Origin of the sequence: Chryseobacterium sp. CT-SW4, assembly GCF_048572715.1 — a bacterium.
Classification (GTDB): domain Bacteria; phylum Bacteroidota; class Bacteroidia; order Flavobacteriales; family Weeksellaceae; genus Chryseobacterium.
The window spans coordinates 1,579,147-1,602,752 of the sequence record NZ_CP183840.1 but is presented as its reverse complement, the minus strand read 5'-3'; the positions used below and the strand labels follow the sequence as shown (position 1 = coordinate 1,602,752).

Here is a 23,606-nt window from a genome sequence, read left to right as displayed (position 1 = left end):
CTTTCATACCTTCAAATACATTAAAAATACAAATATTATGACCAACACAAATGTGAAACTTCAGTTATTTAAAGCAACCTTACTGGGAGGATTTTTATCTGCCATCGTGAAATTCGGCTGGGAAGTTCCTTTTCCACCGCGTACTCCTGAAAGAGATGCCACCAATCCGCCCCAGACATTACTGGAACAGCTGGGACTGTCTAAAGATATTTCTCATTACTCCTATCTTTTCAATGAAAACACCCGCCCCATCTTCAGTTTTATAGTTCATTTCGGATTCAGTTTTTTCTTTGCATGGCTTTATTATTACCTCAGTGAACGTAATAAAAATATTACTTTCGGCTATGGCGCGCTTTATGGCATATTGGTTTACATTCTTTTCCATATTATCATTATGCCTTTGCTAGGCACCATACCCGCTCCCTGGGATCAACCCTGGCAGGAACATTTATCCGAACTTTTCGGGCATATTGTATGGGCATGGTCCATCGAAGTTATAAGAGTCTATGTAAAACGTACCGCTTAACTGTTTTATACCTAAATATTTCCTGAAAATACGATCAATTGAAGAGCCTCTGCCATCAGGTCCGGAGGTTCTCACATTGATATTTTTATCAGATTTTATGATTAATTTTCCCGTTATTTCCCTTTATTTTAAATAAATTTGCAAAACAGCTATTATATTCTCCATTACAACAATGTCAATTATTACCCTTACTTCAGATTTCGGAAATTTAGATTATAGAGTTTCAGCCATAAAAGGAAAAATTCTATCCCTGAATCCTGAGGTGCGCATAATCGATATTACCCACCAGATCCAGGCTTATAATCTGATCCAGACTTCATATATCATTAGAAATGCCTACAAATATTTTCCGAAAGGAACCATTCATATCCTATCGGTAGATAGTTTTTTTAATAAATCAAGAAAAAACATTTTATATCAGGCTGGTGGATCGTATTTTATTGCAGCTGATAACGGCCTGCTGAGCCTTATCTTTTTTGATGTAAAACCTGAAGCTATTTTTGAAATCACCCTGAACAACAGGTTTGATGATATTGTTAACTTTACTTCCACCGATGTTTTTGTACCCGTAGCCGTACATCTGGCGAATGGAGGACTTCCCGAAGTAATCGGCAGAAAAATAAAATCCGCCAAGCAGCTTTCTTTCCCAAAACCCGTATACAATGAATCCGAAAAGATGATTATCGGTGAAGTCATGTATATTGATAATTTCGGAAACATAATATCAAATATCAACAAAGAATTATTTGATACCATCAGTAAGGGGTTTGAGAACTTTACCATAAAATTCAGGAACTTAAGCCTGTCCAAGATTTTCCAGAGCCACACCGAGGTAGTTGCCGATTGGGAAAGAGAAACGGAGTATCATGGGCAATCTGCAGCAATATTCAATGACAGTCAGCTTCTGGAGCTTACAATTTATAAAGGCAGTAAAAAAAATGGAGCGAAAACTTTATTTGGATTAAATGTTGGAGAGAATATCTATATTGAGTTTTCATAAAATTATACATTTCTTAAAAAAACCGATTTTTTTTATATATTTGTCAAAATCTAAAAAATAAAAATGGCAGAGTACAAATTATTGCTTCCTTCCATGGGAGAAGGCGTTATGGAAGCTACAGTTATCACTTGGTTATTTAATGAAGGAGATACTGTAAAGGAGGATGATTCCGTAGTAGAAATTGCAACCGATAAGGTAGATTCCGATGTTCCGACACCGGTTTCGGGAAAAATCGTTAAAATTTTAAAGCAAAAAGATGAAGTTGCTAAAGTAGGTGAAGCCATTGCTATTTTAGAAATTGAAGGAGAAGGACAAAATACAGGTTCGGAAAATATTGCCGCAGAAACTTCTGCTCCGGCAGCACCGGACGCTGAAACTTTAAAAACAATAGAAGAGCCGTTAAAAACAACTGCTGCTTCTGCAACAGAATATTCAGGAGAGCTTTATTTATCTCCGCTTGTAAAATCCATCGCACAACAGGAAAATATCTCTGAATCCGAATTAAAAACCATTAAAGGAAGTGGTCTGGAAGGAAGGATCACCAAAGAAGATATTCTTTCATATGTGAGCAACAGAGGAAACCAGCCTCAGGCTTCTCAACAGCCGGCCGCAGTACAACAGTCCGCTCCTGCTCCTCAGGCAGCCGCTATTACAGCAACTCCTGTACAGGTAGCGACAGGTGACGAAATCATTCCTATGGACAGAATGAGAAAGATCATCGCTGAAAATATGGTAAAGGCAAAGCAAATTGCTCCTCACGTAACTTCTTTCATTGAAACGGATGTTACCAATGTCGTGAAATGGAGAGCCAAGCATAAAGATATTTTTGAAAAACGTGAGGGAGAAAAATTGACCTTCATGCCGATTTTCGTGAAAGCAATTGTAAAAGCTATCCAGGATTACCCTATGATCAATGTTTCCGTAAATGGTGAAAATATCATCAAAAAGAAAAACATTAACATCGGTATGGCAACGGCACTTCCGGATGGAAACCTTATTGTTCCGGTAATTAAAAATGCTGATCAGCTTTCTTTATCCGGACTGGCAAAAGCAATCAACGACCTTGCATACAGGGCAAGAAATAAAAAATTAAGACCTGAAGATACCCAGGGAGCTACTTATACCATTTCTAATGTAGGGAGCTTTGGAAACCTTATGGGAACCCCTATTATTCCTCAGCCGCAGGTTGCGATCCTAGCCATTGGAGCTATCGTTAAAAAACCGGCAGTCCTGGAAACCAAAGACGGAGATGTTATTGCCATCCGTCAGCTTATGTTTATGTCCCATTCTTACGACCACAGAGTAGTAGACGGTTCTTTAGGAGGAATGTTCTTAAAGCACGTTCATGATTACCTGCAAAACTGGGATATGAATACTGAAATATAAAAAATTTATATAATCAATTATAAAAGCCTTTGTTTTAACAGAGGCTTTTTATTTTTTTGTATTTTCTATAATTAATACTTAATTTTAAAACAAACTTTAAATGATGAAATTTTATTTCTATTCTTTAATAATTCCAAAATTATTAACGGCCCATATAACACTTGGTCAACAATACAGGCTTGCATCATGTTAAAGATCTTAATATACATACACAGAAGTCTCAAAAAATCATTTGACAATATCCGAAATGAGCGGTTAAAGCATAATCTGCTTCAGGCTGTCCCTTTCTGGATCGGATCGGTGATTACAGGCTTTTTTGCAGTGATGTATGCCCAAATATTTGCCTGGGGAGAGAAGCTGCTGGAAACTATTCTCAACTGGCATGACTGGATGATCTTTATTATTGCTCCGATCGGCTTTGTGCTTTCATGGTGGCTGGTCAAAAGATTTGCACCTTATGCAAAAGGCAGCGGTATTCCTCAGGTTATGGCAGCCGTAGAGCTGGCTAATCCTAAAGAACACGCCAAGATCAATAAACTTCTAAGTATTAAAATCATCCTATTTAAGATCCTTTCTTCCGTTGTCCTGGTTATAGGAGGAGGTGCGGTAGGACGTGAAGGACCTACCATTCAGATTGCAGGATCCGTGTTCAGGAAAGTCAATGAATATCTTCCCGAGTGGTGGCCTAAAATCTCCAAAAAAAATATGATCATGACAGGGGCAGCAGCAGGACTTGCAGCAGCGTTTAACACCCCTTTGGGAGGAATTGTATTCGCAGTGGAAGAACTTTCAAAAACCCACATTAATTACTTTAAAACCGCTCTTTTTACCGCGGTAATCATTGCGGGTTTAACCGCTCAGACCCTTGCCGGATCTTATTTGTACCTGGGTTATCCAAAGACCAGTGATATTTCATTAACCGTTATGTTTCCGGTGATCCTTGTAGCTGGTATTTCCGGTATTCTGGCCAGTCAGCTTTCGGTCCTTATGCTTAAGATCAACCAATGGAAAAAAAGATTGAAATCCGATAAAGCCCATATTATTTTCCTTGTCATTTCCGCTTTGATCATTGCTTCCATAGCCTATTTCATAAGCAGGGAAATTCTGGGTTCGGGAAAAGAAATCATGGAAAGGGTACTATTTACTTCCAATAAACATGAAGAGTGGTATGTTCCCATTTTAAGAATGCTGGGTCCTGCCCTATCTTTCACCTCAGGCGGTGCAGGCGGGATTTTCGCACCGGCACTTACGGCAGGAGCCAGTATCGGATCTGTAATTTCGGGAGTAATTCATTTGAGCCCGCACGAAACCAATGTTGTTATTCTGGGCGGAATGGTGGCTTTCCTTACAGGGATTACCCGTGCTCCGTTCACCTCTGCTATTATCGTGTTGGAAATGACGGACAGACATTCATTAATATTTCATCTAATGCTTGCCGGAATGGTTTCTTCCATTGTTTCACTGCTCGTGAGCAGACATTCGTTATACGATGTCATAAAAGTAAATTTCCTGGCCGAAATAAGAAGTCCGAAAAGATGATTAAGAATTATTTACCGGTTTAGCACTTTTATTTCTTTAAATATAGCTTTCATTATTGCATATTAGAAATAAAATATCTACTTTTGCACCTCGAAATAATTAACAAATTTATTTAACATTATGAACAATTACGAAACTGTTTTCATTTTAACTCCCGTTCTATCTGATGCACAGGTGGAGGAAGCAGTGAAAAAATTTGAGGATTTCTTAAAAGAAAGAAACTGCGAAATCGTTGCTAAAGAAAACTGGGGATTAAAAAAACTAGCTTATCCTATTCAATTGAAAAAGAATGGATTCTACACTTTAATCGAGTTTAAAGGAGAAGGAAATATCGTATCTGAACTGGAATTAGCATTTAAGCGTGACGAAAGAGTAATCCGTTACCTTACTACTAAACTGGACAAGCACGCTATTGAATACGCTGTAACTAGAAGAGCTAAAGTAAAAGCAGCTAAAGCTTAATTAATTAACCCTAAACAAAGACAAGAGACATGGCAATAGATGAAATGGCAAAACAAGCCTCAGCCGGAGGAGAATCAGAAGTAAAATTCCTTACTCCGCTTGATATCAATACAAAATCTGAAAAGAAATATTGTAGATTCAAAAAATTCGGAATTAAGCATGTAGATTATAAAGATGCTGATTTCTTATTACAATTCGTAAACGAGCAAGGTAAAATTTTACCTAGAAGATACACCGGAACTTCTTTAAAATACCAAAGAAAAGTTTCTGCTGCTATCAAAAGAGCAAGACACCTTGCCTTAATGCCGTACGTAGCTGACTTATTAAAATAAGACAAACAAAATAAATAAAAGAAGAGGTTTTTCCTCTTCTTTTGTTGCTGAATAAATCATTAATTCTAACTTGATTTTGGTTTCCAAAATCTACAAAAGGACAACAACAATGGAAATTATCCTAAAAAAAGACGTTGAAAATTTAGGTCTTGAATTTGACACAGTAAACGTAAAACCTGGTTACGCGAGAAACTTCTTACTTCCTCAGGGATATGCAGTTTTAGCTACTCCAAAAAACAAAGCAAATCTTGAAGCTACATTAGAAGCCAGAAAAGAAGAAGAAGCTAAATTAATCGCTGCTGCTAATGCTGTAGTAGATCAATTAAAGAAAACTTCTATTACTATTCCTGCTAAAGTAGGTACAGGTGATAAATTATTCGGATCTATCAACAATGCTAACCTTTCTGAGGCTCTTGCTAAAGCAGGTGTGGAAGTTGATAAAAAATACATCAAAATTCCTGGAAATACTATCAAAAGAACTGGTAAATTCACTGCTCTTGTTAGACTTCACAGAAATGTTGAGTACAACTACGAATTCGATATCGTATCTGATGCTCCGGTTGAAGCAGCTCCTGCTAAAAAAGAAGAAGCTAAACCAGCATCTGAAGAAGCTTAATAAGATTATAATTCTTATACCATACAAAACCACTTCAAATCGAAGTGGTTTTTTTATTGTGACAACTATTTATCTCCTTTCAGTTTATGATAATATTCCGTAGGTGGAATCCCGATTACCTTTTTAAAAATATTGCTGAAAGAGGATAAACTATTATATCCCACCATCATGGCAATTTCATACATATTATATTTTCCTTCCAGCATAAGCTCTAAAGAGCGAGTGATTCTTAAGGCTCTCAGAAACCGGACATAATTCATACCCAGGATCTCTTTAAACTTTCGGGATAATGTTCTGGTACTCATTCCGAACTCCTTTGCCGTAGCTTCAATGGTAAGGTTCTTATCCAGATTGGCATTGATATATTTTGCGATCTTCAGCAGAGTCTCGTCTTTAGGAAAAGGGTGCTGCACGGGAAAAGCAAATCTTTTATCTTTTTTCTCCGGTAAAATTCCTTTTAAGGCTTTAAGGAAATAATATTTTGAACCGTCATTTTTTGTGATTTTCCCATTCCAGTCTTTGGTGTACATGATCATTTCCCGGAGAAGATTATTGACGGAATAAATATTAATCGTATTAAAAAATTCATCCTCTCCATCTTCCTTTTTAAAATAAAAGTCATACAGATCTACTTTAGGGCTGAAACTCAGGACATAATGGGGAACTCCTGCCGGAATCCACATAAAGCACCTAGCCGGCAGATACCAGTGTCTGAATTCGGTGAAGATATGGACAATTCCTCCTTCGGCATAAATCAACTGTGCTGAATTGTGGGTATGTTTTTCAGTCTGTATATTTCCCGTCAGGACATGATAAACATAAAATTCGGCATCCTCCTCCTCAAGCTCCTCGTAATGGGTGTTTTTCATAGAATAAAGCTAGGCAAAAAAAATGAATTTGGCGTAAATGAGCAAATCTTTTTCTGTTTTCACAAATAAGGTCTCTTCTATGCTGTCGTAAATTTGCAGTATCAAAATCAATTTAGCAAAAAACCTGTATCAAAATTATGAAAATGATATTTCATGCTTGTAAATATCAATGCATTGCGTTGTGCTTATTTTTAATAAGCTTTACGGCACAATCACAAATGATAGATTATCAGAATCTAAGCCTCCAGCAAGCTATAGAGCTGGGTCTAAAGAATAACAAAAATATTCAGATCAGCCATTTGAAACGCAGTATGTCCGAAACCAGAGAGAAAGATCTCAAAATGGAAAAATTACCGGATCTCGAATTTCATACCAGTTACACCCAGCTTACCAACCTTAATCAGTATGAGAACGGCGTATTCAATCAATCTACCAAATATGATGTGATCAACGGAATGTATGATTTTACACTTTCTGCATCAATTCCCGTTTATATGGGAGGAAAAATTAAAAACACAGAAAAGAAAGCAGCCATCGACAGTGAGATTTCGGAACTGAATACCCACCGGGATGAAAGACAGCTTAAAATGGAGATTATCACTGCTTATCTCCAGATCCACCATTTGAAAGAACAGCAGCATCTTATCAATCAAAAAATGAAAGAGGATTCTGTCAACATCAAGCAGGTAAAAACACTTAAAAACAATGGCGTAGTTACCTATAATGAAGTATTAAGGACTTCATTGCAGCTTTCCAATCATAAAATGAGCTGGACGGAACTGGACAACAGCATCCAGATCGCCGAACATAAGCTTAAAACCATTCTTTCCCTTCCGGAAGACCAGGAAGTACATGTGGAAACCATAGACCTGATTTCTGAGAAGGCAGATATTCCCTATATCAATGAATTAACAGACACTGCATTAAGCAAAAACGAATCGGTAGAAATTAACCGCAAAAATTTATCCTTAAAGGAATTGGATCAAAAACTTGTAAAAGCCAATTATCTGCCTAAAATAACGGCAGGAGGAGAATATTTCCTTAAATATCCCAATATGCTTTTCTTTCCACCCGAGCCTTATGCATACCGCCTGGGCATGATAGGAGTCAATCTTACCTACCCTATTGAAAGCCTTTACAAAAATAAATATAAAATGCAGGAAGCGAAGGAAAACATCGACCTGGCGAAGCTTCAGATAGAAGAGAATGAAGAAAAGATAAGACATAACGTTTTTGAAGCTTATAAAAAATTTGAAGAAACGGAAGAAAAGGTCAAAATTGCGGAAGAAGCCATCAATCAGGCTAAAGAAAACTATCGCATCGTAAGGACAAAATATGCCAATAAATTAAGTCTTATCACCGAATTAATCGACGCTGATAATGCTTACCTGGAAGCACAATCCAATCTTATTTCTGTAAAAATTAACCGACAACTAAAATACTACCAACTCCAGTACACTATTGGAAATTTATAATCGCTATGACAAAGAAACAATTGACTACAAAGGAAAGAAGAATCAATAAAACGATCTCTTTATTAGCGTGGATTCTCATTATAACCGGAATCACAGGAATGATAAGTTTCTATCTGTTTTCAAGAAAAAATATCACTACCAATGATGCACAGGTAGAGCAATATATTACTCCCATTTCCAGTAAAGTATCCGGTTTCATAAAAACAATAAAGTTCAATGAAAATCAGTTTGTACATAAAGGAGATACGCTTGTTGTGATCGACAACCGTGAATTTGTAAATCAGGTTAAAATGGCTGAAGCCAATCTTCAGGCCAATTCTGAAATGATCACCACCATTCAGAAGGGAGTAGATACCAAAGAAAGCGACACCAAAATAATAGATGCCAAAATTACTTCTGCTAAAGTGGATATCTGGAGAACCGAGCAGGATTATAAACGTTATAAAAACCTTCTTGAACAGGATGCCGCTACGGAACAGCAGTTTGAGAATGTAAAAGCTTCCTACGAACAGGCAAAAGCCAATCTTTTGGCATTGGAACAACAAAAAAGTGCCGTGAGAGCGGGTGCCAGTGAGCAGGAAACCAAAGTAGCTCCTGCGAAAAGCCAGATCCAGCAAAGCTCAGCCAGTCTAAATAATGCCAAACTGTTTTTATCCTATACCGTAATTACCGCTCCATACGATGGATGGGTAGGTAAAAAAACCATTCAGGAAGGACAGCTTATCAAGGAAGGACAAGCCTTGGTACAAATTGTAAGTAAGGAAAAATGGATCATTGCCAATTATAAAGAAACCCAGCTGGGACAAATCGATGCGGCACAGGAAGTGACAATTACAGCCGATGCTTTTCCGGATAAGGAATTTAAAGGAAAAATAGCCTCTGTTTCTCCTGCTTCAGGATCTCAGTTCTCTTTAGTGAAACCGGATAATGCTACCGGAAACTTTGTGAAAATAGAACAGAGATTTCCTGTAAAAATAATCCTGAATGACAGCAAAGACAATGAAAAACTACTTTCCGGAATGAATGTTCTGGTAAGTGCAAAGAAAGTTAATTAAAAAAATGCAACATAATTCTATTTATCATAACTGGGTACCACAATGGCTGAAACTGCCGATTCTTATTATGGCACTGTTTCCCCATCTGATGTTGATGTCACTCTTCCATTCGAACAGTGCTTTTACATCTTCCTTTATGGATGTTGACTCTGACGATGTCCAATACTTATTGATTTTGATGTATGGGACCATTGTGGTTACTCTTTTTGTTTTACCCCGGTTCATGGCTTATTTCAGCGTGAAGTACTATGTGCTGCTGATGTCTTCGATATCGATTATTCTGCTCTATATATTGTCTGTAACGCACGATTATCATGTAATCCTGGTGATCAGATTTTTGGAAGGGGCCTTTGGGTTACTGGAAGGGGCAATCTTTCTTCCCCTTATTACTGCTGAACTAAAAACAAAACACGCCCGGGTTTTAGCATATTTATTTATGTATTCCATTATGCTGACGGGAGGTACCATGACCACCTCACTATTAAAATCCAGTATTCAGAACTATGATTACCAGCATATGATCCTGATGATCGTCTATTTTCATATTTTCGTACTGGTCGTTGGGTTTGCTATTTTTAATACCAATAGATTTTTTCCTAAAAAACCTTTATATCAGCTTGATCTTGAAAGCTGGTTTCTGCTTTGGATTTCCATGCAGGCGGGTGGATATGCTATTATTTACGGTAAAAGGCTGATGTGGCTGGAATCTGATGTGATCATTATGTGTATTTTCGTTTTTCTTCTTTCAGGGGGCTTATTTATCCTGAAACAAAGAAATTCAAAAAGACCTCTATTCCACTTTGAGGTTCTTACTTATAAAAATGTAATTTTAGGAAGTCTTCTTTTTTTCATTTTCTACATTATACGTGCAGGACTGAATAATGTGTACAGCATTATGGCAACTGTCTGGAAATGGCCTTGGGACTATATTGTCAACATACAGTACTGGAATGTGGCAGGAACTCTTATAGGAGTGTTTTTATCAGGTGTCTGCCTGATCCGGGGTATTTCATCAAGAATTGTATTTTTTACGGGATTCTTTTTGCTGGCAGTCGACTGCGCCTGGTTTACCTATACTTTTTATCCTGATACTACTTTATCTACAATTTGTCCTCCTTTGTTTTTACAGGGAGTGGCACAGGGATTATTGTTTACTCCACTGATCTTTTTCTTAATCTCTGAATTGCCGATGGATTATGTTTCCAACGGGACAGCGGTAGGTACTACTGCCCGTTTCTGGACGACGGCAATCGGATATGCCTTAATGCAGAACCTGATCCTGGGCTTGACTTTAAAACATGCAGATACGCTCAGTCATAATTTAACTGAAACCAATCCTCTATTTTATTCTCAATGGAATCAGCTGTTTGGAGCCAATATGGCCAAGCTTCCGGTGAATGAGTCCATGTCTCTCACAGCAGGAGCATTTAAAGCTAAAATATCAGCTCAATCTCTTTTACTTTCCAATATGGAAATTTTTACAGGATTGTTCTGGCTGGCACTTATCACCGCCATCATTATTTTATTATCCCACCCTATTAAAATTGTTATCAGGAATGTTATGTAACTAATTATTCTCCCCAAAAAGTCCACACTGACCCGTTGAATACCGCCAAGAGTTTTTTATTGGTATCATAAACCATCATTCCGGGAGCCGGAGCGATAATATTAAGATGCGGATCAGCTACTTTAGGAAGAATCATTGCTTTATCATCATCTTCCAACACGAGGATTCCCGGCGTTGCAGTAGGAGTACCTATTGCAACTTTGGCATCCGTATTCTCATTTAAAGGATCCTGTAAAGCAGTATCTGCTGTTCCTGTAGTGTCTACGGAAAGATCTACCCAGGCATTATTTTCATAGGCCTTAACCTTATGGTCCGAAGTATCATAGATAAGAGTTCCGTTCACAGCGTTTTGCACACTGGTTGTATCGGTCACCCAGGGAAGTACTATTCCTCTGTTTTCATCACCAAATTCAATGGATGAAGAAGAAGATTCCAGCACTGATTTTCCTATTGCAACCTGGGCGGATAAAAATGCTGAAATCAGAAACGGAGTTAAAAAGCTTAATTTTTTCATTTTTAACATAGTTTAAATTAATCCGGACAACTTTGAGTATTAAAACATCTCCAACCTGTCGGAGTTCCATCGATATTAACCTGTAAACAATTCTGTGTCGTATTGTATACAATCATTCCTTCTTTAAGATCAGCAGCCGGTATACTTGCTACCTGAGCATCGGAAAGCCTGTTTAAAACCATTCCTTTGGTTTTTGATTCCAAGACTGTCCAGGCTCCTTTTCTGGCTCCCGGCCAATTGCTGTCACCCCGCTGGGCTCTTTGTAAGGAAGTAATTCCGTATTTTGATGAAAGCTCCGTTCCTGCCGTAGCTGCCGGCTTATAGCACGTCGTAGCTGCGGGAACAATTATGGTATCAGTAGCCGTATCACAATTGGTAGGAGCAGCCTGCTGACAAATCTGATATACCACCGTATAAGTTCCTGATGGAGTTCCTGCTGCCACTTCAATATGGGCGTCAACAGTATTCAGGTTAATATTCGTATTGGTAGTGGATATCTGGGCCAAAAATACATTAGCTAAAGTAGCCTGTGGACCGTTATAAGTTTCAAAATCATTATCAAGAACCGTTCCTACAGAGGTACTTCCTGCATTGATCGTATAAGTGTCATCCACAGCCATCGGCGGAAGGTCTCCGTTAATAGTCGGACAGAAATCCACATCAGTTACCAAAGGGGCACTACAGCTGTTCGTGGCCGCACAATCATAAGTCACATTCCCCAGGAATGTAGGATTACTGTTTACGAATACGGTACTCTGATCCGATGTTCCGGTCGTTCTTTTAAAATCAAGATTCGGGCCTATTGTAGCATTGTTTACCTGGATGGCATTCTGTACTTCTATATATCCTTTTTTATCAGATGAAGCCGGTCCTCTGAAAGGGGCATTTCCTCCCTGATACTGGTTGATGGACATAAAGCCTTCATTATAAATAATCGCATCCGCGGGAGCATTATTCATATTTCCGTTGGAAATGAATTTACCATAGTTAAAGATTTCACTGGAATTTCCGGAAAGGTTAACATCCCCCGAAACATTAAACGTTCCGGTATTATAAATTTTTCCTCCGTTAATATTAAAACCACTTAATGAATTAATGGTTCCGCAATTGATAAAAAAACTTTGTTCATTATTGGAATAATTCCCGTTGAGATTCATCGTTCCGCTTGTCCAGTTTCTAAACTGTGTCATTGCGGAATTACTCATATTAAGAGTTCCGTTAATGGTTAAAAGGTTGTAATTATCAATAATATTAGTAGTATTATCACCCAGCTGTAAAACTCCCATCTGAACGGTTCCTTCATTCACCAATCTATTAGTGGAGCCCACCAAATTCATGTTTCCGTTTCCTCCCCCTACGGTTACACTCCCCCCGTTATAAATATGGACATCAAGATTGGCAGCACTTGTAGTAGTCTGGTTAAAGCTTAAGGATCCGCTAATATCAAAGTAAAGTATAGAGTTATTGACAGCAGAAATATTATTCTGAAACTGAACAGTAACACCGGATGCAATACAAATACGTACATTCTCACCAAAACTTGGATTGTTAAACACCATATCCGTGGTAAAGCAAACAGTAGAATTATCCGGGAACTGATAATTGGGATCGGTAGGATTACTTACCGTACAATTGGAACATTGTGCTTTAATAACATAGCAAAATAGTAGGAAAACCAAATAAATTATCTTTCTCACTGTCATTATTTTTTAATAAAACTACGCATTTTTTAGTATCAAACAATACAAACTAACATTTTTTTCAATCCGTAAATCTCTTATTCAACACATATTAATGCTCATCTTTTATATAAGTAAATTAATTTCAATCATATAGCTTTTAAAAAAGTGATTTATGATATTTATCACAGAAACCTCCATTTTCATAAAAATTCATAATCATTATTTTCTTTATAAAGAAATAAAAAAACCGAGAATAATTCTCGGCCTTATATTATTTTATCAGGATGCAGGAATCCAATTATTAAAAAATTCTGCAACCTTTTCCTTACTATATCCCTTATCCTGCTCCAATACATCACTTCTTTGTATATGAATCAGCTTTCCGTTTTTATCCAGAATAATAAAAACCGGATATCCGAATTTATCTCCCGGATTATCATATTGGGCAAAAACTTTTTCATTCTTATTATCAGGAGAATAATTAAGATGATAATACAAATAATTGTTATCTACAATTTCCTTCAGCTCGGGAGTAGTCTGTACAAACTGATTAAAGCGAAGGCACCATATACACCAGTTCCCTCCTGCCTGGATAAGGATATTTTTATTTTCCTGCTGTGCTTTTGCGATCAGTTCGTTGATATCTTTTTGAGCATCTGCCTTAGGATCATAGGGCTTTGGAAGCTTTGCCTTTTCCTCAGCGGCTATTCTTTTTTTCTCTTCCAGGGATATTTCTCCTGAATTTTTATTTTCAGAGGTTTTTATAATTTTTTGGGAATATCCTAAAAAGCTTATTCCCAAAAGGGCTATTATCAATAATTTTTTCATAAGAATAAAGGTAAAAAATAACACTTAAATCACCACAAAAATAGAACAATAATTTTATTATCACTAAATTTGCCTGTTTTATGAATTTTTTAATCAAAATATTATACTTAATTTCTAAATCACCCCTGAGAATATTATACATTTTTTCGGATATCATCTTCTTTCTTAACTATTATATGATAGGATACCGGAAAAAAGTGATCACTCAGAACCTGAAAAATTCATTTCCAGAAAAATCTGAAAAAGAAATCCGGGAAATAAGAAAGAAATTTTATTGGAACTTTTCCGATTACCTGGTAGAAACCATTAAATCATTCAGTATTTCCGAAACGGAATCACGCGTAAGGATGCAGCATATTAACCAGGAGCTTTTTCATGAAGCTAAAAAGGAAGGTAAAAATATCATTCTCCTTGCGGGACATGTCTTTAACTGGGAATGGATTAATGCCCTGGCCAGAATTATCCCACAGGAGCACTGCCACCCTGTTTACAGAAAGGTGAACAGTAATTTCTGGGAAAACCAGATGAAGAAAGTGCGGAATAAATTCGGGAATGAAGCCCTGGAAGCCAATGAAGTCATCCTCAATATCTTCCGGTCAGAAAACAACGGAAACTCAGCGTATATGTTTGTCGCGGACCAGACTCCTCATGTTGCCCATGTCAATTACGGACTCGAATTTCTCCATCAGAAAACTCCCGTTTTTATCGGCTATGATAAATTGGCAACACGTATGGATCTCGTATTCATTTACTGTGAAATGAAAAAAGTAAAAAGGGGATTCTATCAGGTCAATTATCAGAGGATCTATCCTGATGGAGAAAAGTTTGTAGAAAATGAAGTGGTTAGAAAATTCCATAAGCTGTTAGAAAACACCTTACATAAAAGGCCTGACAATTATCTCTGGTCCCACAGAAAGTGGAAATACCAGGATTCCATCAAAACCTTTGATTCCAAAAAAATATAATTTACATGTCCCAAAATCTAGCAATTGTAATATTGAACTGGAATGGTAAGAAATGGCTGGAAAAATTTCTTCCCTCTGTAATCAGCCATTCTCAAGAGACAAAAATTTATATTATAGATAATTTATCGACTGACGATTCCGTAAGTTATATTCAATCGACTTTCCCGACGGTAGAAATGATTAAGAACGATAAAAATTTTGGCTTTGCAGGAGGTTATAATGAAGGGCTAAAAAAGATAAATGCAGAATATTACTGCCTTCTTAATTCCGATGTGGAAGTCACTTCGAACTGGATTGAGCCGGTTCTTCATTTATTTGAAAAAGATAAAAACATAGCTGCTGTTCAGCCCAAAATACTTTCTTACCACCATAAAAATTATTTTGAATTTGCAGGAGCAGCCGGCGGGCTTATCGATAATCTCGGATATCCCTATTGCAGAGGGAGAATTTTTGATGATGTAGAGGAAGATAAAGGTCAATACAATGATGAAACAGAAATTTTCTGGGCTTCGGGATGCTGCTTTTTTATCCGTTCAAAGGACTTTTGGGATCAGAATGGATTTGATGAACGTTTCTTCGCTCATCAGGAAGAAATAGATCTATGCTGGCGGCTCAAAAACAATCAAAGGAAGATATACTACACGGGAAAATCGGAAGTTTATCACGTGGGAGGAGGAACATTAAACAAACAGAACCCTCAGAAAACCTATCTGAATATCCGCAATAATTTATCCATGATGCTTAAGAACCTTCCTTTTCCCAAGCTTATCTGGCTTATTTTTTTCAGATTGTGTTTAGATGGTATTGCGGGAATATATTTTGGCTTTAAAAGTGGTATTCCTCATCTTTGGGCGGTTGTAAGGGCCCACTTTGGCTTTTATGCACAAGCACCTGCTACCTGGAAACTCCGTCAAAAGCATCAGATCAGCAACTTTTACCAGACCAAGTGGCTCATTTTTAAACATTTTCTGTAATATGGAAAGTGATATTTCTTTAATATCCGACGATTCATATATTATAAATACGTAAACATATCTTTATTAAATTTAAAATATTTACAAAATATTATGATAATTTAGATAAAAATTCTTATCTTAATATTTTAATTTTAGAAAATGGATTTCTGCGCAATAGATTTTGAAACGGCAACTCATGAGAGAAGTTCTGCATGTGAACTTGGAGTCTGTATTGTACAAGATTCCAAAATTGTAGAAACAAAAACCTGGCTGATCAAACCACCAAGCTTTCCTTATTTCAGTAAATTCAATACTTCTATTCATGGAATTTTGCCGGAAGATGTAAAAGAAGCTCCTACGTTTGATGAGATATGGTATGAGGTAGAGGAAATGATGTACGGAACTCTTATGATTGCCCATAACGCCAGTTTTGATGCCGGTGTTTTAAGGGGTTGCCTGAATCATTACGGCCTTTTTACGCCTTCTCTCAATTATCTATGCAGTATCCAGCTGGCGAAAAAATCCTGGAATTACCTTCCCAAATACGGATTAAAACACTTAGCCGAATATCACCAAATACATTTTAACCACCATAGAGCAGGTGACGATGCCGAAGCCTGTGCTAAAATATCTCTTCTTGCTTTTGAAAAGTTATTTATCAACAGCAATGAAGAAGTAAGGGAAAACATGAGCACCACTATTAAAAAGCTTTAGGTTTAATTACTCAAAACTTCCGACAGCAGATTGAACTTAGGAATATCTATTTCAAAAGTCTCCTGGGTTTTCATGTTTTTAATTAAATATTTTCCACTCATATTTCCTACTCCTGAACGAAGCATTACATTGGAAAAATAGGTGAAATTTTCGCCTACGGGGATCTCGGGAGTCAATCCTATCACTCCATCCCCTGTTATTTCAGTATACCCGAATCCCACATCAAAAATCAGCCATTTTCTTTTTAAGATTTTAACATCGAAGTCGCCCTCGTTTTCTATGCTGATATTGTATTTAAAAACATAGCGGTTTTCTGACGGATAACTGTTCTTACTATCATATTCAGGAATTACTGAAACTTTGATATTGGAAGTAATTTTCGAAAACATCTTAGTCGTTTTTATTGAATAGATGCAAAAATCTCGCCCTTTTTAGAGGCGAGACATTTATTATATTATAATATTATTAAAATTATAATCCAAGACCTTTCCTTTCGTCCCCTCCTAATAGAAGCTCAACAGGGTTATCGATCGCTTCTTTTACAGCTACAAGGAAACCTACGGATTCTTTTCCGTCAATAATTCTGTGGTCATAAGAAAGTGCTACATACATCATCGGACGGATAACCACCTGCCCGTCTACCGCTACCGGTCTCTGAATGATATTGTGCATTCCTAAGATCGCAGATTGAGGAGGGTTAATGATCGGAGTAGACAACATAGACCCGAAAGTACCTCCATTGGTAATGGTAAATGTACCTCCCGTCATTTCATCTACTGTAATCTTCCCGTCTCTTACTTTAATTGCAAGATCTTTGATATTAGCCTCTACTCCATTGAAAGACATATTCTCTGCATTTCTCAATACTGGAACCATCAATCCTTTAGGTCCTGAAACCGCAATAGATATATCGCAGAAATCATAGTTCACTTTAAAGTCTCCGTCGATGGATGCATTAACATCCGGGTACATTTGTAATGCTCTGGTAACCGCTTTTGTAAAGAAAGACATAAAGCCTAATCCTACACCGTGTTTTTGAGCAAATTCTTCTTTATACTGTTTTCTTAATCTAAAGATTTCAGACATGTCAACCTCATTAAAGGTAGTTAACATAGCTGTTTCATTTTTTACAGAAACCAATCTTGAAGCTATTTTTCTTCTAAGAACTGAAAGCTTAGTGGTAGTAACCGCTCTGGATCCTGTAGCCGATAATGAAGTTCCTCCCATAGCAGGAACAGCAGCTAATTCTGCATCGGATTTAGTTACTCTTCCGTCTCTTCCTGTTCCTGAAACCTGACCTGCATCAATACCTTTTTCATCAAGAATTTTTTTAGCTGCCGGAGATGGCGCTCCAGTAGCATAGGTCTGAGTCGCTGCAGCCGGTTGTGCTGCAGGCTTAGGAGCTTCCGGTTTAGCCGGCTCTGCCTTAGGGGCTTCTTCCTGTTTTGGAGCTTCAGCGGCAGGAGCAGCTGTTCCTTCAGGTTTTGCAGCGTCCATATCAATTAAACAAACTACCTGACCTACTTGTACTACATCACCTTCTTCTGCTTTCAAAGTAATAACACCGCTTTGTTCAGCTGGCAATTCAAGAGTTGCTTTATCTGAGTCCACCTCAGCGATAGGTTGATCTTTTTCTACATAATCACCATCTTTTACAAGCCAAGTTGCAATTTCAACTTCTGTAATTGACTCGCCCGGTGAAGGAACTTTCATTTCTAAGATTGACATATTGAGTATTTTTTTATTTTTTAATTGATTATTTTAATTAAGCCGTTACTGGTCTTGATCCCGGAGTATCATCAGTTCCAAAAACCTTATTTATAACTGCATTTTGATTTTTCTCGAACATTTTGTGACTTCCCGGAGCCGGAGCACCACTTGGTACAGGGGCTATTACCTGGATTCCCGTATCTCTGAAGTTTCTCAGGATATAAGACCATGCTCCCATATTTTCAGGTTCTTCCTGAGCCCAGATGATTTCTTTTCTGTTTCCGTATTTTTTGAAGATCGCTTCAATTGCATCTGTCTGTAACGGATATAACTGCTCAAATCTTACTAAGGCTACATTTTCAGCATTCAGTTCTTCTTTCTTAGCCAATAGTTCAAAATAAAGCTTACCTGAGCAAAGCACCAGTTTATCTACTTTTTTAGCATCTGCCGTAGGATCATCTAATATAGGCTGGAAGCTTCCGTTTGCAAAGTCTTCTAAAGGAGAAACCACTTTCGGGTGTCTCAACAGAGATTTAGGGCTCATTACCACTAATGGTTTTCTGAAGGCCCATTTTAACTGTCTTCTCAACAAGTGGAAATAGTTGGCAGGGGAAGTAATATTCGCTACTACCATATTTTCATTGGCACAAAGCGTTAAGAATCTTTCGAGTCTTGCTGAAGAGTGCTCTGCTCCCTGACCTTCCGATCCGTGAGGCAGTAACATTACCAATCCATCCTGGATTTTCCATTTTTCTTCTGCTGCTACCAAATATTGGTCTATAATAATCTGCGCACCGTTCACAAAATCCCCGAACTGAGCTTCCCAGACCGTTAAGGTATTAGGTGAAGCCATTGCATATCCGTAATCGAAGCCTAATACTCCATATTCAGAAAGGTGAGAGTTATACACATCAAATCTACTTTCCGAAACATGTTTTAATGGTACATATTCTTCTTCCGTATCTTCTGTTTTTACAACCGCATGTCTGTGAGAGAATGTTCCTCTTTCCACATCTTCTCCGGAAATTCTTACGTTATGTCCTTCAGTAAGCAATGTAGCATAAGCCAGCCATTCTCCTAAAGCCCAGTCTAAAGAGTCTCCTTCAATAGCTTTCAAACGGTTTTCAAATAACCTTGTTATTTTATTGATGAACTTCTTATCAGCCGGAAGTGTGGACATACTGATCGCTAATTCTTTTAGTTTAGCTAAATCATATTTTGTATCAACAGGTAGCTGTACCGCTCCTCTTTTTCCAATCGGATAGTTGGTCCAGTCATCAGACATGAACACGTCCATTGTATTTTTGGCAATTTCTTTGGAAGCATCAAAGTCCTTATCTAAAAGAGCCTTGAAGTCATCTTCCATTTTCTTAAGAACATCATTGGAAACAACGCTATCCTTCAATAATTTATCTTTATAAATCTCTCTAGGGTTAGGGTGTTTAGAAATCAGTTTATAAAGGTTCGGCTGGGTAAATCTAGGTTCATCACCTTCATTATGGCCGTATTTTCTGTATCCTAAAAGGTCGATGTAAACATCTTTTCCGAATTTTGCTCTGAAATCTGCTGCAAAATGGATGGCATGTACCACCGCTTCTGCATCATCAGCATTCACATGCATTACCGGAGATTCCGTTACTTTTGCGATATCCGTACAGTATGTGGAAGATCTTGCATCTACATAGTTGGTTGTAAATGACACCTGGTTATTTACTACGATATGAACCGTACCTCCTGTTTTATATCCTTCCAGATTCATCATCTGAGCCACTTCATATACAATCCCTTGTCCTGCAATAGCTCCGTCTCCATGAATAACGATCGGTAAAATATTGGATGAATCTCCTTTGTATTTATCGTCAATTTTCGCACGGCAGATCCCTTCTACCAGGGCTGCTACCGTTTCCAGGTGGGAAGGGTTCGGAGTTAAGTTAATAGAAACTTCTTCTCCTGAAGCTGTTTTAATTTTTTTGGAAGATCCTAAGTGATATTTTACGTCACCGGAGAATACATCTTCTTCAAATTCTTTTCCTTCAAACTCGGAGAATATCTGTTTATAAGATTTCCCGAAAATATTAGATAGCACGTTCAATCTTCCTCTGTGTGCCATTCCTAATACCACTTCATCCACTCCTAGCTGAGAAGATCTGGAAATAAGCTGGTCCAAAGCGGGAATCAATGTTTCCCCTCCTTCGAGAGAGAATCTTTTCTGTCCTACGAATTTAGTATGAAGATAATTTTCAAAAGCAACAGCCTGATTTAATTTTAATAAAATCTCGGTTTTTTCGTTCGCCGAAAGATTGGGGTGATTTTCATTTACCTGCAACCATTTTTTGATAAAATCCTTTTCTTCAACATTGTTAATGTGCATATACTCCACTCCGATAGAATCGCAATAAATATTCTTCAGGTGAGTGATGAGTTCCTGCAAAGTGGCAGGTCCTTTCATTCCGGTTTCTACCGCACAATTGAATTTCACATTTAGGTCTTCCTGTGTAAGTCCAAAGTTTTCAATATCTAAAGTGGGAGCATAGTGCCTCCTCTCACGTACCGGATTCGTTTTGGTGAATAAATGTCCGCGTGTCCTGTATGCTTCAATAAGGTTTACTACCTTAAATTCTTTTCTAATGTGTTCCGGAACCTCACCACCTGCTACTGCCTGAGAAGCCTGCTGAACAACAGGGGAAGAATTCACTGAAGTTTGAACATATTGAATATTATCATCATCACCATAGTTCTCCAAAGCAAAATCAAAACCTTGAAAAAAAGCCTTCCATGATGGTTCTAAAGAGTCTGGGAATTTTAAATATTGTTGGTATAAATCCTCAATTAATTGAGAATGAGCTGCGTTTAGGAATGAAAATCTGTCCATTATTACAGTGTATCTATTATTAAATTTTGTTACGTGAATTAATCTTCAAATTTAATAAAAAAAACCGATTCAGGGCAGTTAGCAATTATTAAAAAAAACTATAACCTAAATATTTCAAGGAATTTACTTATAGACGGGTAATGACAGCTTCATAGTGACCTCTTCTTCTTCGGTGGGAGGCTCTATAAAAGTCTGTTTGATATCCCCAAAACGCATCACGTCTTTTTTAGCTTTTTGGATAATCTGCTGGATAGCCCTTACTCTTCCGGCATAGGAACCTTTATAGTAAATCACATAGTTTTGAGTAGGATTTATCGTCCTGAAACTAAAGTTATTATCCGTGATCCCTTCCTTTTTGGACAAAGGAATTCCGAGAAAATAAGAAACTTCTCTGTCTTTATAATTATCCGCATCCGTTATTAAAACCGGATAACCGAATTCGTCCTGTTTTTTTCCTAAGTCCATCGTTACGTAATTATACATTTTGTTATAATTCATAACAATATTCTTATAAAGGGCATCTTTCTTATTGGAAGTACTTACATTTATTCCCAATAGTATGACTTCTTCCTCTTTTTCAACCATTAAACTATCATATTTGATGGTAGCCATGAGCTTATCTTTTTCCACTTTATTGCTGAGAACATTTTTAAGGTTTACCATACTTTTATCAATATTCTCAGAAAAACGGTCTTCCGTCCAGAAGTTTTTTACCCTTTTTAAAACCGGCTGCTTCGGAGTATGGACATACCAGATGATTTTTGTCCGTTCAGGGGAAACGGCTTTAAATTTAATATCAATCAGCGTAGGGTTTTCATTTTCATCTTCAAACAGCTGATATTTAAGTGTTTTATTAAGATTTTCATATCGTATGAATAATTCACCCTGGGTATCGTTTTTATCGTCCACGTAGCTTATGGAACTTCCCTGCCCTTCATAAGGTGTGTAATAATCTATATCCATAGACTGTGAACTGGAAAAGAAATTATTCCAGCGGGTAAAGTTCTGTAAATTATTAAACTGAATAAATACTTTATCCAGCGGATAATCGATTTCCTTTTCCAGCTGAAAGTCCCTGCTTTCATCTACAAAATAATACATGGAAAGTGCATAAGCCCCTCCCAGCAAAAAGATAATAGCTATTAATAATCTAATAAAACGCATCGCACAAAAGTAATACAAATAAAAAAAGTGACCAATAACCTGATCACTCTTAGTAGTATTTATCGGGTAAAAAATTAAGTTTATTACCCTCATATTATCCTTCACTATCCGATATGGATTCCGGGCGGGATTACAGCGCCTTTTTTGATCACTATAATTCCTTCTTTTACGGAGTAGGTTTCAAAATCACCATCAGCAAGATGCTTTCCGCCAATAATCCTTGCATTGTCACCTATTCTGCAGTTTTTATCCAGAATTGCTTTTTCGATATAGCAGTATTTTCCTATCCCGATATTAGGGGTTCCTTCTTTTTCATTTTGGATAAACTCATCGGTATTCTGATGAAAATCCGCTCCCATAATATAAGAACTGACTACGGTACTGCCTTTTCCTATTCTGGTCCTGTTTCCTATGATGGAATTTTCAATTTTATCTGCATGAATGATACATCCGTCGCCAAAGATCGCTTTGCTTACATAGGAACCGTTGATCTTTGAAGGCGGGAGCATTCTTGGCCTCGTATAGATAGGTGAAGAGGAAAAAAGATTAAACTGGGGTATATCCTGGCATAAATCCAGGTTGGCTTCATAAAAGGATTCAATGGTTCCAATATCCGTCCAGTACCCCTCATATTGATAGCTTAAGGTTTTATATTTCCCTATGGAACTTGGAATGATATCTTTTCCGAAATCATCTCCGGCTCCTTCATCAAACATCTTTTTCAAAATACTTTTGGAGAAGATATAAATTCCCATCGAGGCAAGATATTCTTTCTCCAATTCTTTATTATGCTCGGAAACTTCGGATTTAAGGTCCTTTAAAAGATCTAAGTCCGGCTTTTCAATGAATGAGGTGATATTTCCTTCTTCATCGGATTTAAGAATTCCAAAACCTGTCGCGTCTTTTGCGTTTACGGGAATAGTAGCAATGGTAATATCCCCTTCGCTTTTAATATGATAATCCAGCATTTCCCTGAAATCCATTTGGTAAAGCTGATCTCCCGAAAGGATCAGAATATAGTCATAGTCATATTTTTCAAGATGTTTCATCGACTGGCGAACCGCATCTGCTGTTCCCTGATACCAGTTATCATTTTCTACATTCTGTTCCGCGGCGAGTATATCTACAAAGCCCTTACTAAAAATATCAAAATGATAGGAGTTTTTTATATGGGCATTTAAAGAGGCAGAATTAAACTGCGTAAGAACCAGGATCTTATTGAGTCCTGAGTTCAGGCAATTCGAAATAGGGATATCAACCAATCTATACTTTCCGGCAATAGGAACAGCCGGTTTCGACCTTGTGTAAGTCAGAGGGAAAAGTCTTGTTCCTCTTCCTCCTCCTAAAACAATGGAAATAACGTTACGCTTCATA

At 37.4% G+C, this 23,606-nt stretch carries 22 protein-coding genes; 13 read left to right on the top strand and 9 right to left on the bottom strand.

Features of this window, described 5'->3' with window-relative positions:
• Positions 1 to 37 precede the first annotated feature (37 nt).
• The 7 genes from ABJ974_RS07145 to rplI all read left to right on the top strand — a co-directional run bounded on the left by ABJ974_RS07145 (position 38) and on the right by rplI (position 5,861).
• Entirely contained in the window at positions 38 to 526 is a 489-nt protein-coding gene (locus ABJ974_RS07145) for a YagU family protein (RefSeq protein WP_419870695.1), read from the top strand.
• A gap of 172 nt (positions 527 to 698) precedes the next feature.
• Positions 699 to 1,526: an SAM hydrolase/SAM-dependent halogenase family protein gene (locus ABJ974_RS07140; RefSeq protein WP_419870694.1), complete on the top strand. Its 828-nt coding sequence runs from the start codon at positions 699 to 701 to the stop codon at positions 1,524 to 1,526.
• Positions 1,527 to 1,589: 63 nt separating this feature from the next.
• The gene (locus ABJ974_RS07135; protein WP_419870693.1) at positions 1,590 to 2,912 is read left to right on the top strand and encodes a dihydrolipoamide acetyltransferase family protein; all 1,323 of its coding nucleotides are present in this window, start codon (positions 1,590 to 1,592) and stop codon (positions 2,910 to 2,912) included.
• Positions 2,913 to 3,098: 186 nt separating this feature from the next.
• Positions 3,099 to 4,451 carry a chloride channel protein gene (locus ABJ974_RS07130; RefSeq protein ID WP_419870692.1) on the top strand — a complete coding sequence of 451 codons (1,353 nt, stop codon included), beginning with the start codon at positions 3,099 to 3,101 and terminating at the stop codon, positions 4,449 to 4,451.
• A 120-nt stretch (positions 4,452 to 4,571) separates the two neighbouring features.
• Positions 4,572 to 4,913 (top strand): 30S ribosomal protein S6, encoded by a 342-nt coding sequence (rpsF, locus tag ABJ974_RS07125; protein ID WP_419870691.1) that lies wholly within the window; start codon positions 4,572 to 4,574, stop codon positions 4,911 to 4,913.
• Between the two features lie 29 nt (positions 4,914 to 4,942).
• Positions 4,943 to 5,245, top strand: coding sequence for a 30S ribosomal protein S18 (gene rpsR, locus ABJ974_RS07120; RefSeq protein WP_007844708.1), 303 nt, complete (start codon positions 4,943 to 4,945; stop codon positions 5,243 to 5,245).
• Between the two features lie 109 nt (positions 5,246 to 5,354).
• The gene (rplI, locus tag ABJ974_RS07115; RefSeq protein ID WP_419870690.1) at positions 5,355 to 5,861 is read left to right on the top strand and encodes a 50S ribosomal protein L9; all 507 of its coding nucleotides are present in this window, start codon (positions 5,355 to 5,357) and stop codon (positions 5,859 to 5,861) included.
• A gap of 65 nt (positions 5,862 to 5,926) precedes the next feature.
• Here the strand turns inward: rplI and ABJ974_RS07110 are convergent, their stop codons facing one another.
• The gene (locus tag ABJ974_RS07110) at positions 5,927 to 6,730 is read right to left on the bottom strand and encodes an AraC family transcriptional regulator (RefSeq protein WP_419870689.1); all 804 of its coding nucleotides are present in this window, start codon (positions 6,728 to 6,730) and stop codon (positions 5,927 to 5,929) included.
• Positions 6,731 to 6,867: 137 nt separating this feature from the next.
• Between ABJ974_RS07110 and ABJ974_RS07105 the strand changes: the two genes are divergently transcribed.
• The 3 genes from ABJ974_RS07105 to ABJ974_RS07095 are packed head-to-tail and all read left to right on the top strand — an operon-like array spanning position 6,868 to position 10,827.
• Complete coding sequence (locus ABJ974_RS07105; protein WP_419870688.1) at positions 6,868 to 8,205, top strand: TolC family protein; 1,338 nt, start codon at positions 6,868 to 6,870, stop codon at positions 8,203 to 8,205.
• Positions 8,206 to 8,210: 5 nt separating this feature from the next.
• The gene (locus ABJ974_RS07100) at positions 8,211 to 9,260 is read left to right on the top strand and encodes an HlyD family secretion protein (protein WP_419870687.1); all 1,050 of its coding nucleotides are present in this window, start codon (positions 8,211 to 8,213) and stop codon (positions 9,258 to 9,260) included.
• A 4-nt stretch (positions 9,261 to 9,264) separates the two neighbouring features.
• Positions 9,265 to 10,827 (top strand): MFS transporter, encoded by a 1,563-nt coding sequence (locus tag ABJ974_RS07095; RefSeq protein WP_419870686.1) that lies wholly within the window; start codon positions 9,265 to 9,267, stop codon positions 10,825 to 10,827.
• Between the two features lie 4 nt (positions 10,828 to 10,831).
• On the opposite strand, the gene ABJ974_RS07090 is transcribed toward ABJ974_RS07095, so the two are convergent.
• The 3 genes from ABJ974_RS07090 to ABJ974_RS07080 form a co-directional block, all read right to left on the bottom strand.
• The gene (locus ABJ974_RS07090; RefSeq protein ID WP_419870685.1) at positions 10,832 to 11,341 is read right to left on the bottom strand and encodes a hypothetical protein; all 510 of its coding nucleotides are present in this window, start codon (positions 11,339 to 11,341) and stop codon (positions 10,832 to 10,834) included.
• Positions 11,342 to 11,358: 17 nt separating this feature from the next.
• Complete coding sequence (locus ABJ974_RS07085) at positions 11,359 to 13,038, bottom strand: autotransporter outer membrane beta-barrel domain-containing protein (protein ID WP_419870684.1); 1,680 nt, start codon at positions 13,036 to 13,038, stop codon at positions 11,359 to 11,361.
• Between the two features lie 264 nt (positions 13,039 to 13,302).
• Positions 13,303 to 13,851 (bottom strand): thioredoxin family protein, encoded by a 549-nt coding sequence (locus ABJ974_RS07080; RefSeq protein ID WP_419870683.1) that lies wholly within the window; start codon positions 13,849 to 13,851, stop codon positions 13,303 to 13,305.
• A gap of 80 nt (positions 13,852 to 13,931) precedes the next feature.
• On the opposite strand from ABJ974_RS07080, the gene ABJ974_RS07075 reads away from it, so the two are divergent.
• The 3 genes from ABJ974_RS07075 to ABJ974_RS07065 all read left to right on the top strand — a co-directional run bounded on the left by ABJ974_RS07075 (position 13,932) and on the right by ABJ974_RS07065 (position 16,486).
• Positions 13,932 to 14,816, top strand: coding sequence for a lysophospholipid acyltransferase family protein (locus ABJ974_RS07075; RefSeq protein ID WP_419870682.1), 885 nt, complete (start codon positions 13,932 to 13,934; stop codon positions 14,814 to 14,816).
• A 5-nt stretch (positions 14,817 to 14,821) separates the two neighbouring features.
• Entirely contained in the window at positions 14,822 to 15,790 is a 969-nt protein-coding gene (locus ABJ974_RS07070) for a glycosyltransferase family 2 protein (protein ID WP_419870681.1), read from the top strand.
• Positions 15,791 to 15,931: 141 nt separating this feature from the next.
• Positions 15,932 to 16,486: a 3'-5' exonuclease gene (locus ABJ974_RS07065; RefSeq protein WP_419870680.1), complete on the top strand. Its 555-nt coding sequence runs from the start codon at positions 15,932 to 15,934 to the stop codon at positions 16,484 to 16,486.
• 2 nt (positions 16,487 to 16,488) lie between these two features.
• Here ABJ974_RS07065 and apaG read toward each other — a convergent pair whose 3' ends face one another.
• The 5 genes from apaG to ABJ974_RS07040 all read right to left on the bottom strand — a co-directional run bounded on the left by apaG (position 16,489) and on the right by ABJ974_RS07040 (position 23,605).
• Complete coding sequence (gene apaG, locus ABJ974_RS07060) at positions 16,489 to 16,875, bottom strand: Co2+/Mg2+ efflux protein ApaG (protein WP_419870679.1); 387 nt, start codon at positions 16,873 to 16,875, stop codon at positions 16,489 to 16,491.
• An 82-nt stretch (positions 16,876 to 16,957) separates the two neighbouring features.
• Complete coding sequence (gene odhB, locus ABJ974_RS07055) at positions 16,958 to 18,214, bottom strand: 2-oxoglutarate dehydrogenase complex dihydrolipoyllysine-residue succinyltransferase (RefSeq protein WP_419870678.1); 1,257 nt, start codon at positions 18,212 to 18,214, stop codon at positions 16,958 to 16,960.
• 37 nt (positions 18,215 to 18,251) lie between these two features.
• Positions 18,252 to 21,068: a 2-oxoglutarate dehydrogenase E1 component gene (locus ABJ974_RS07050; protein WP_419870677.1), complete on the bottom strand. Its 2,817-nt coding sequence runs from the start codon at positions 21,066 to 21,068 to the stop codon at positions 18,252 to 18,254.
• Positions 21,069 to 21,191: 123 nt separating this feature from the next.
• A complete protein-coding gene (locus ABJ974_RS07045; protein WP_419870676.1) occupies positions 21,192 to 22,232 on the bottom strand; it encodes an SRPBCC family protein in 1,041 nt (346 codons plus the stop codon).
• A 104-nt stretch (positions 22,233 to 22,336) separates the two neighbouring features.
• Positions 22,337 to 23,605, bottom strand: coding sequence for a glucose-1-phosphate adenylyltransferase (locus ABJ974_RS07040; RefSeq protein ID WP_419870675.1), 1,269 nt, complete (start codon positions 23,603 to 23,605; stop codon positions 22,337 to 22,339).
• Position 23,606 lies beyond the last annotated feature (1 nt).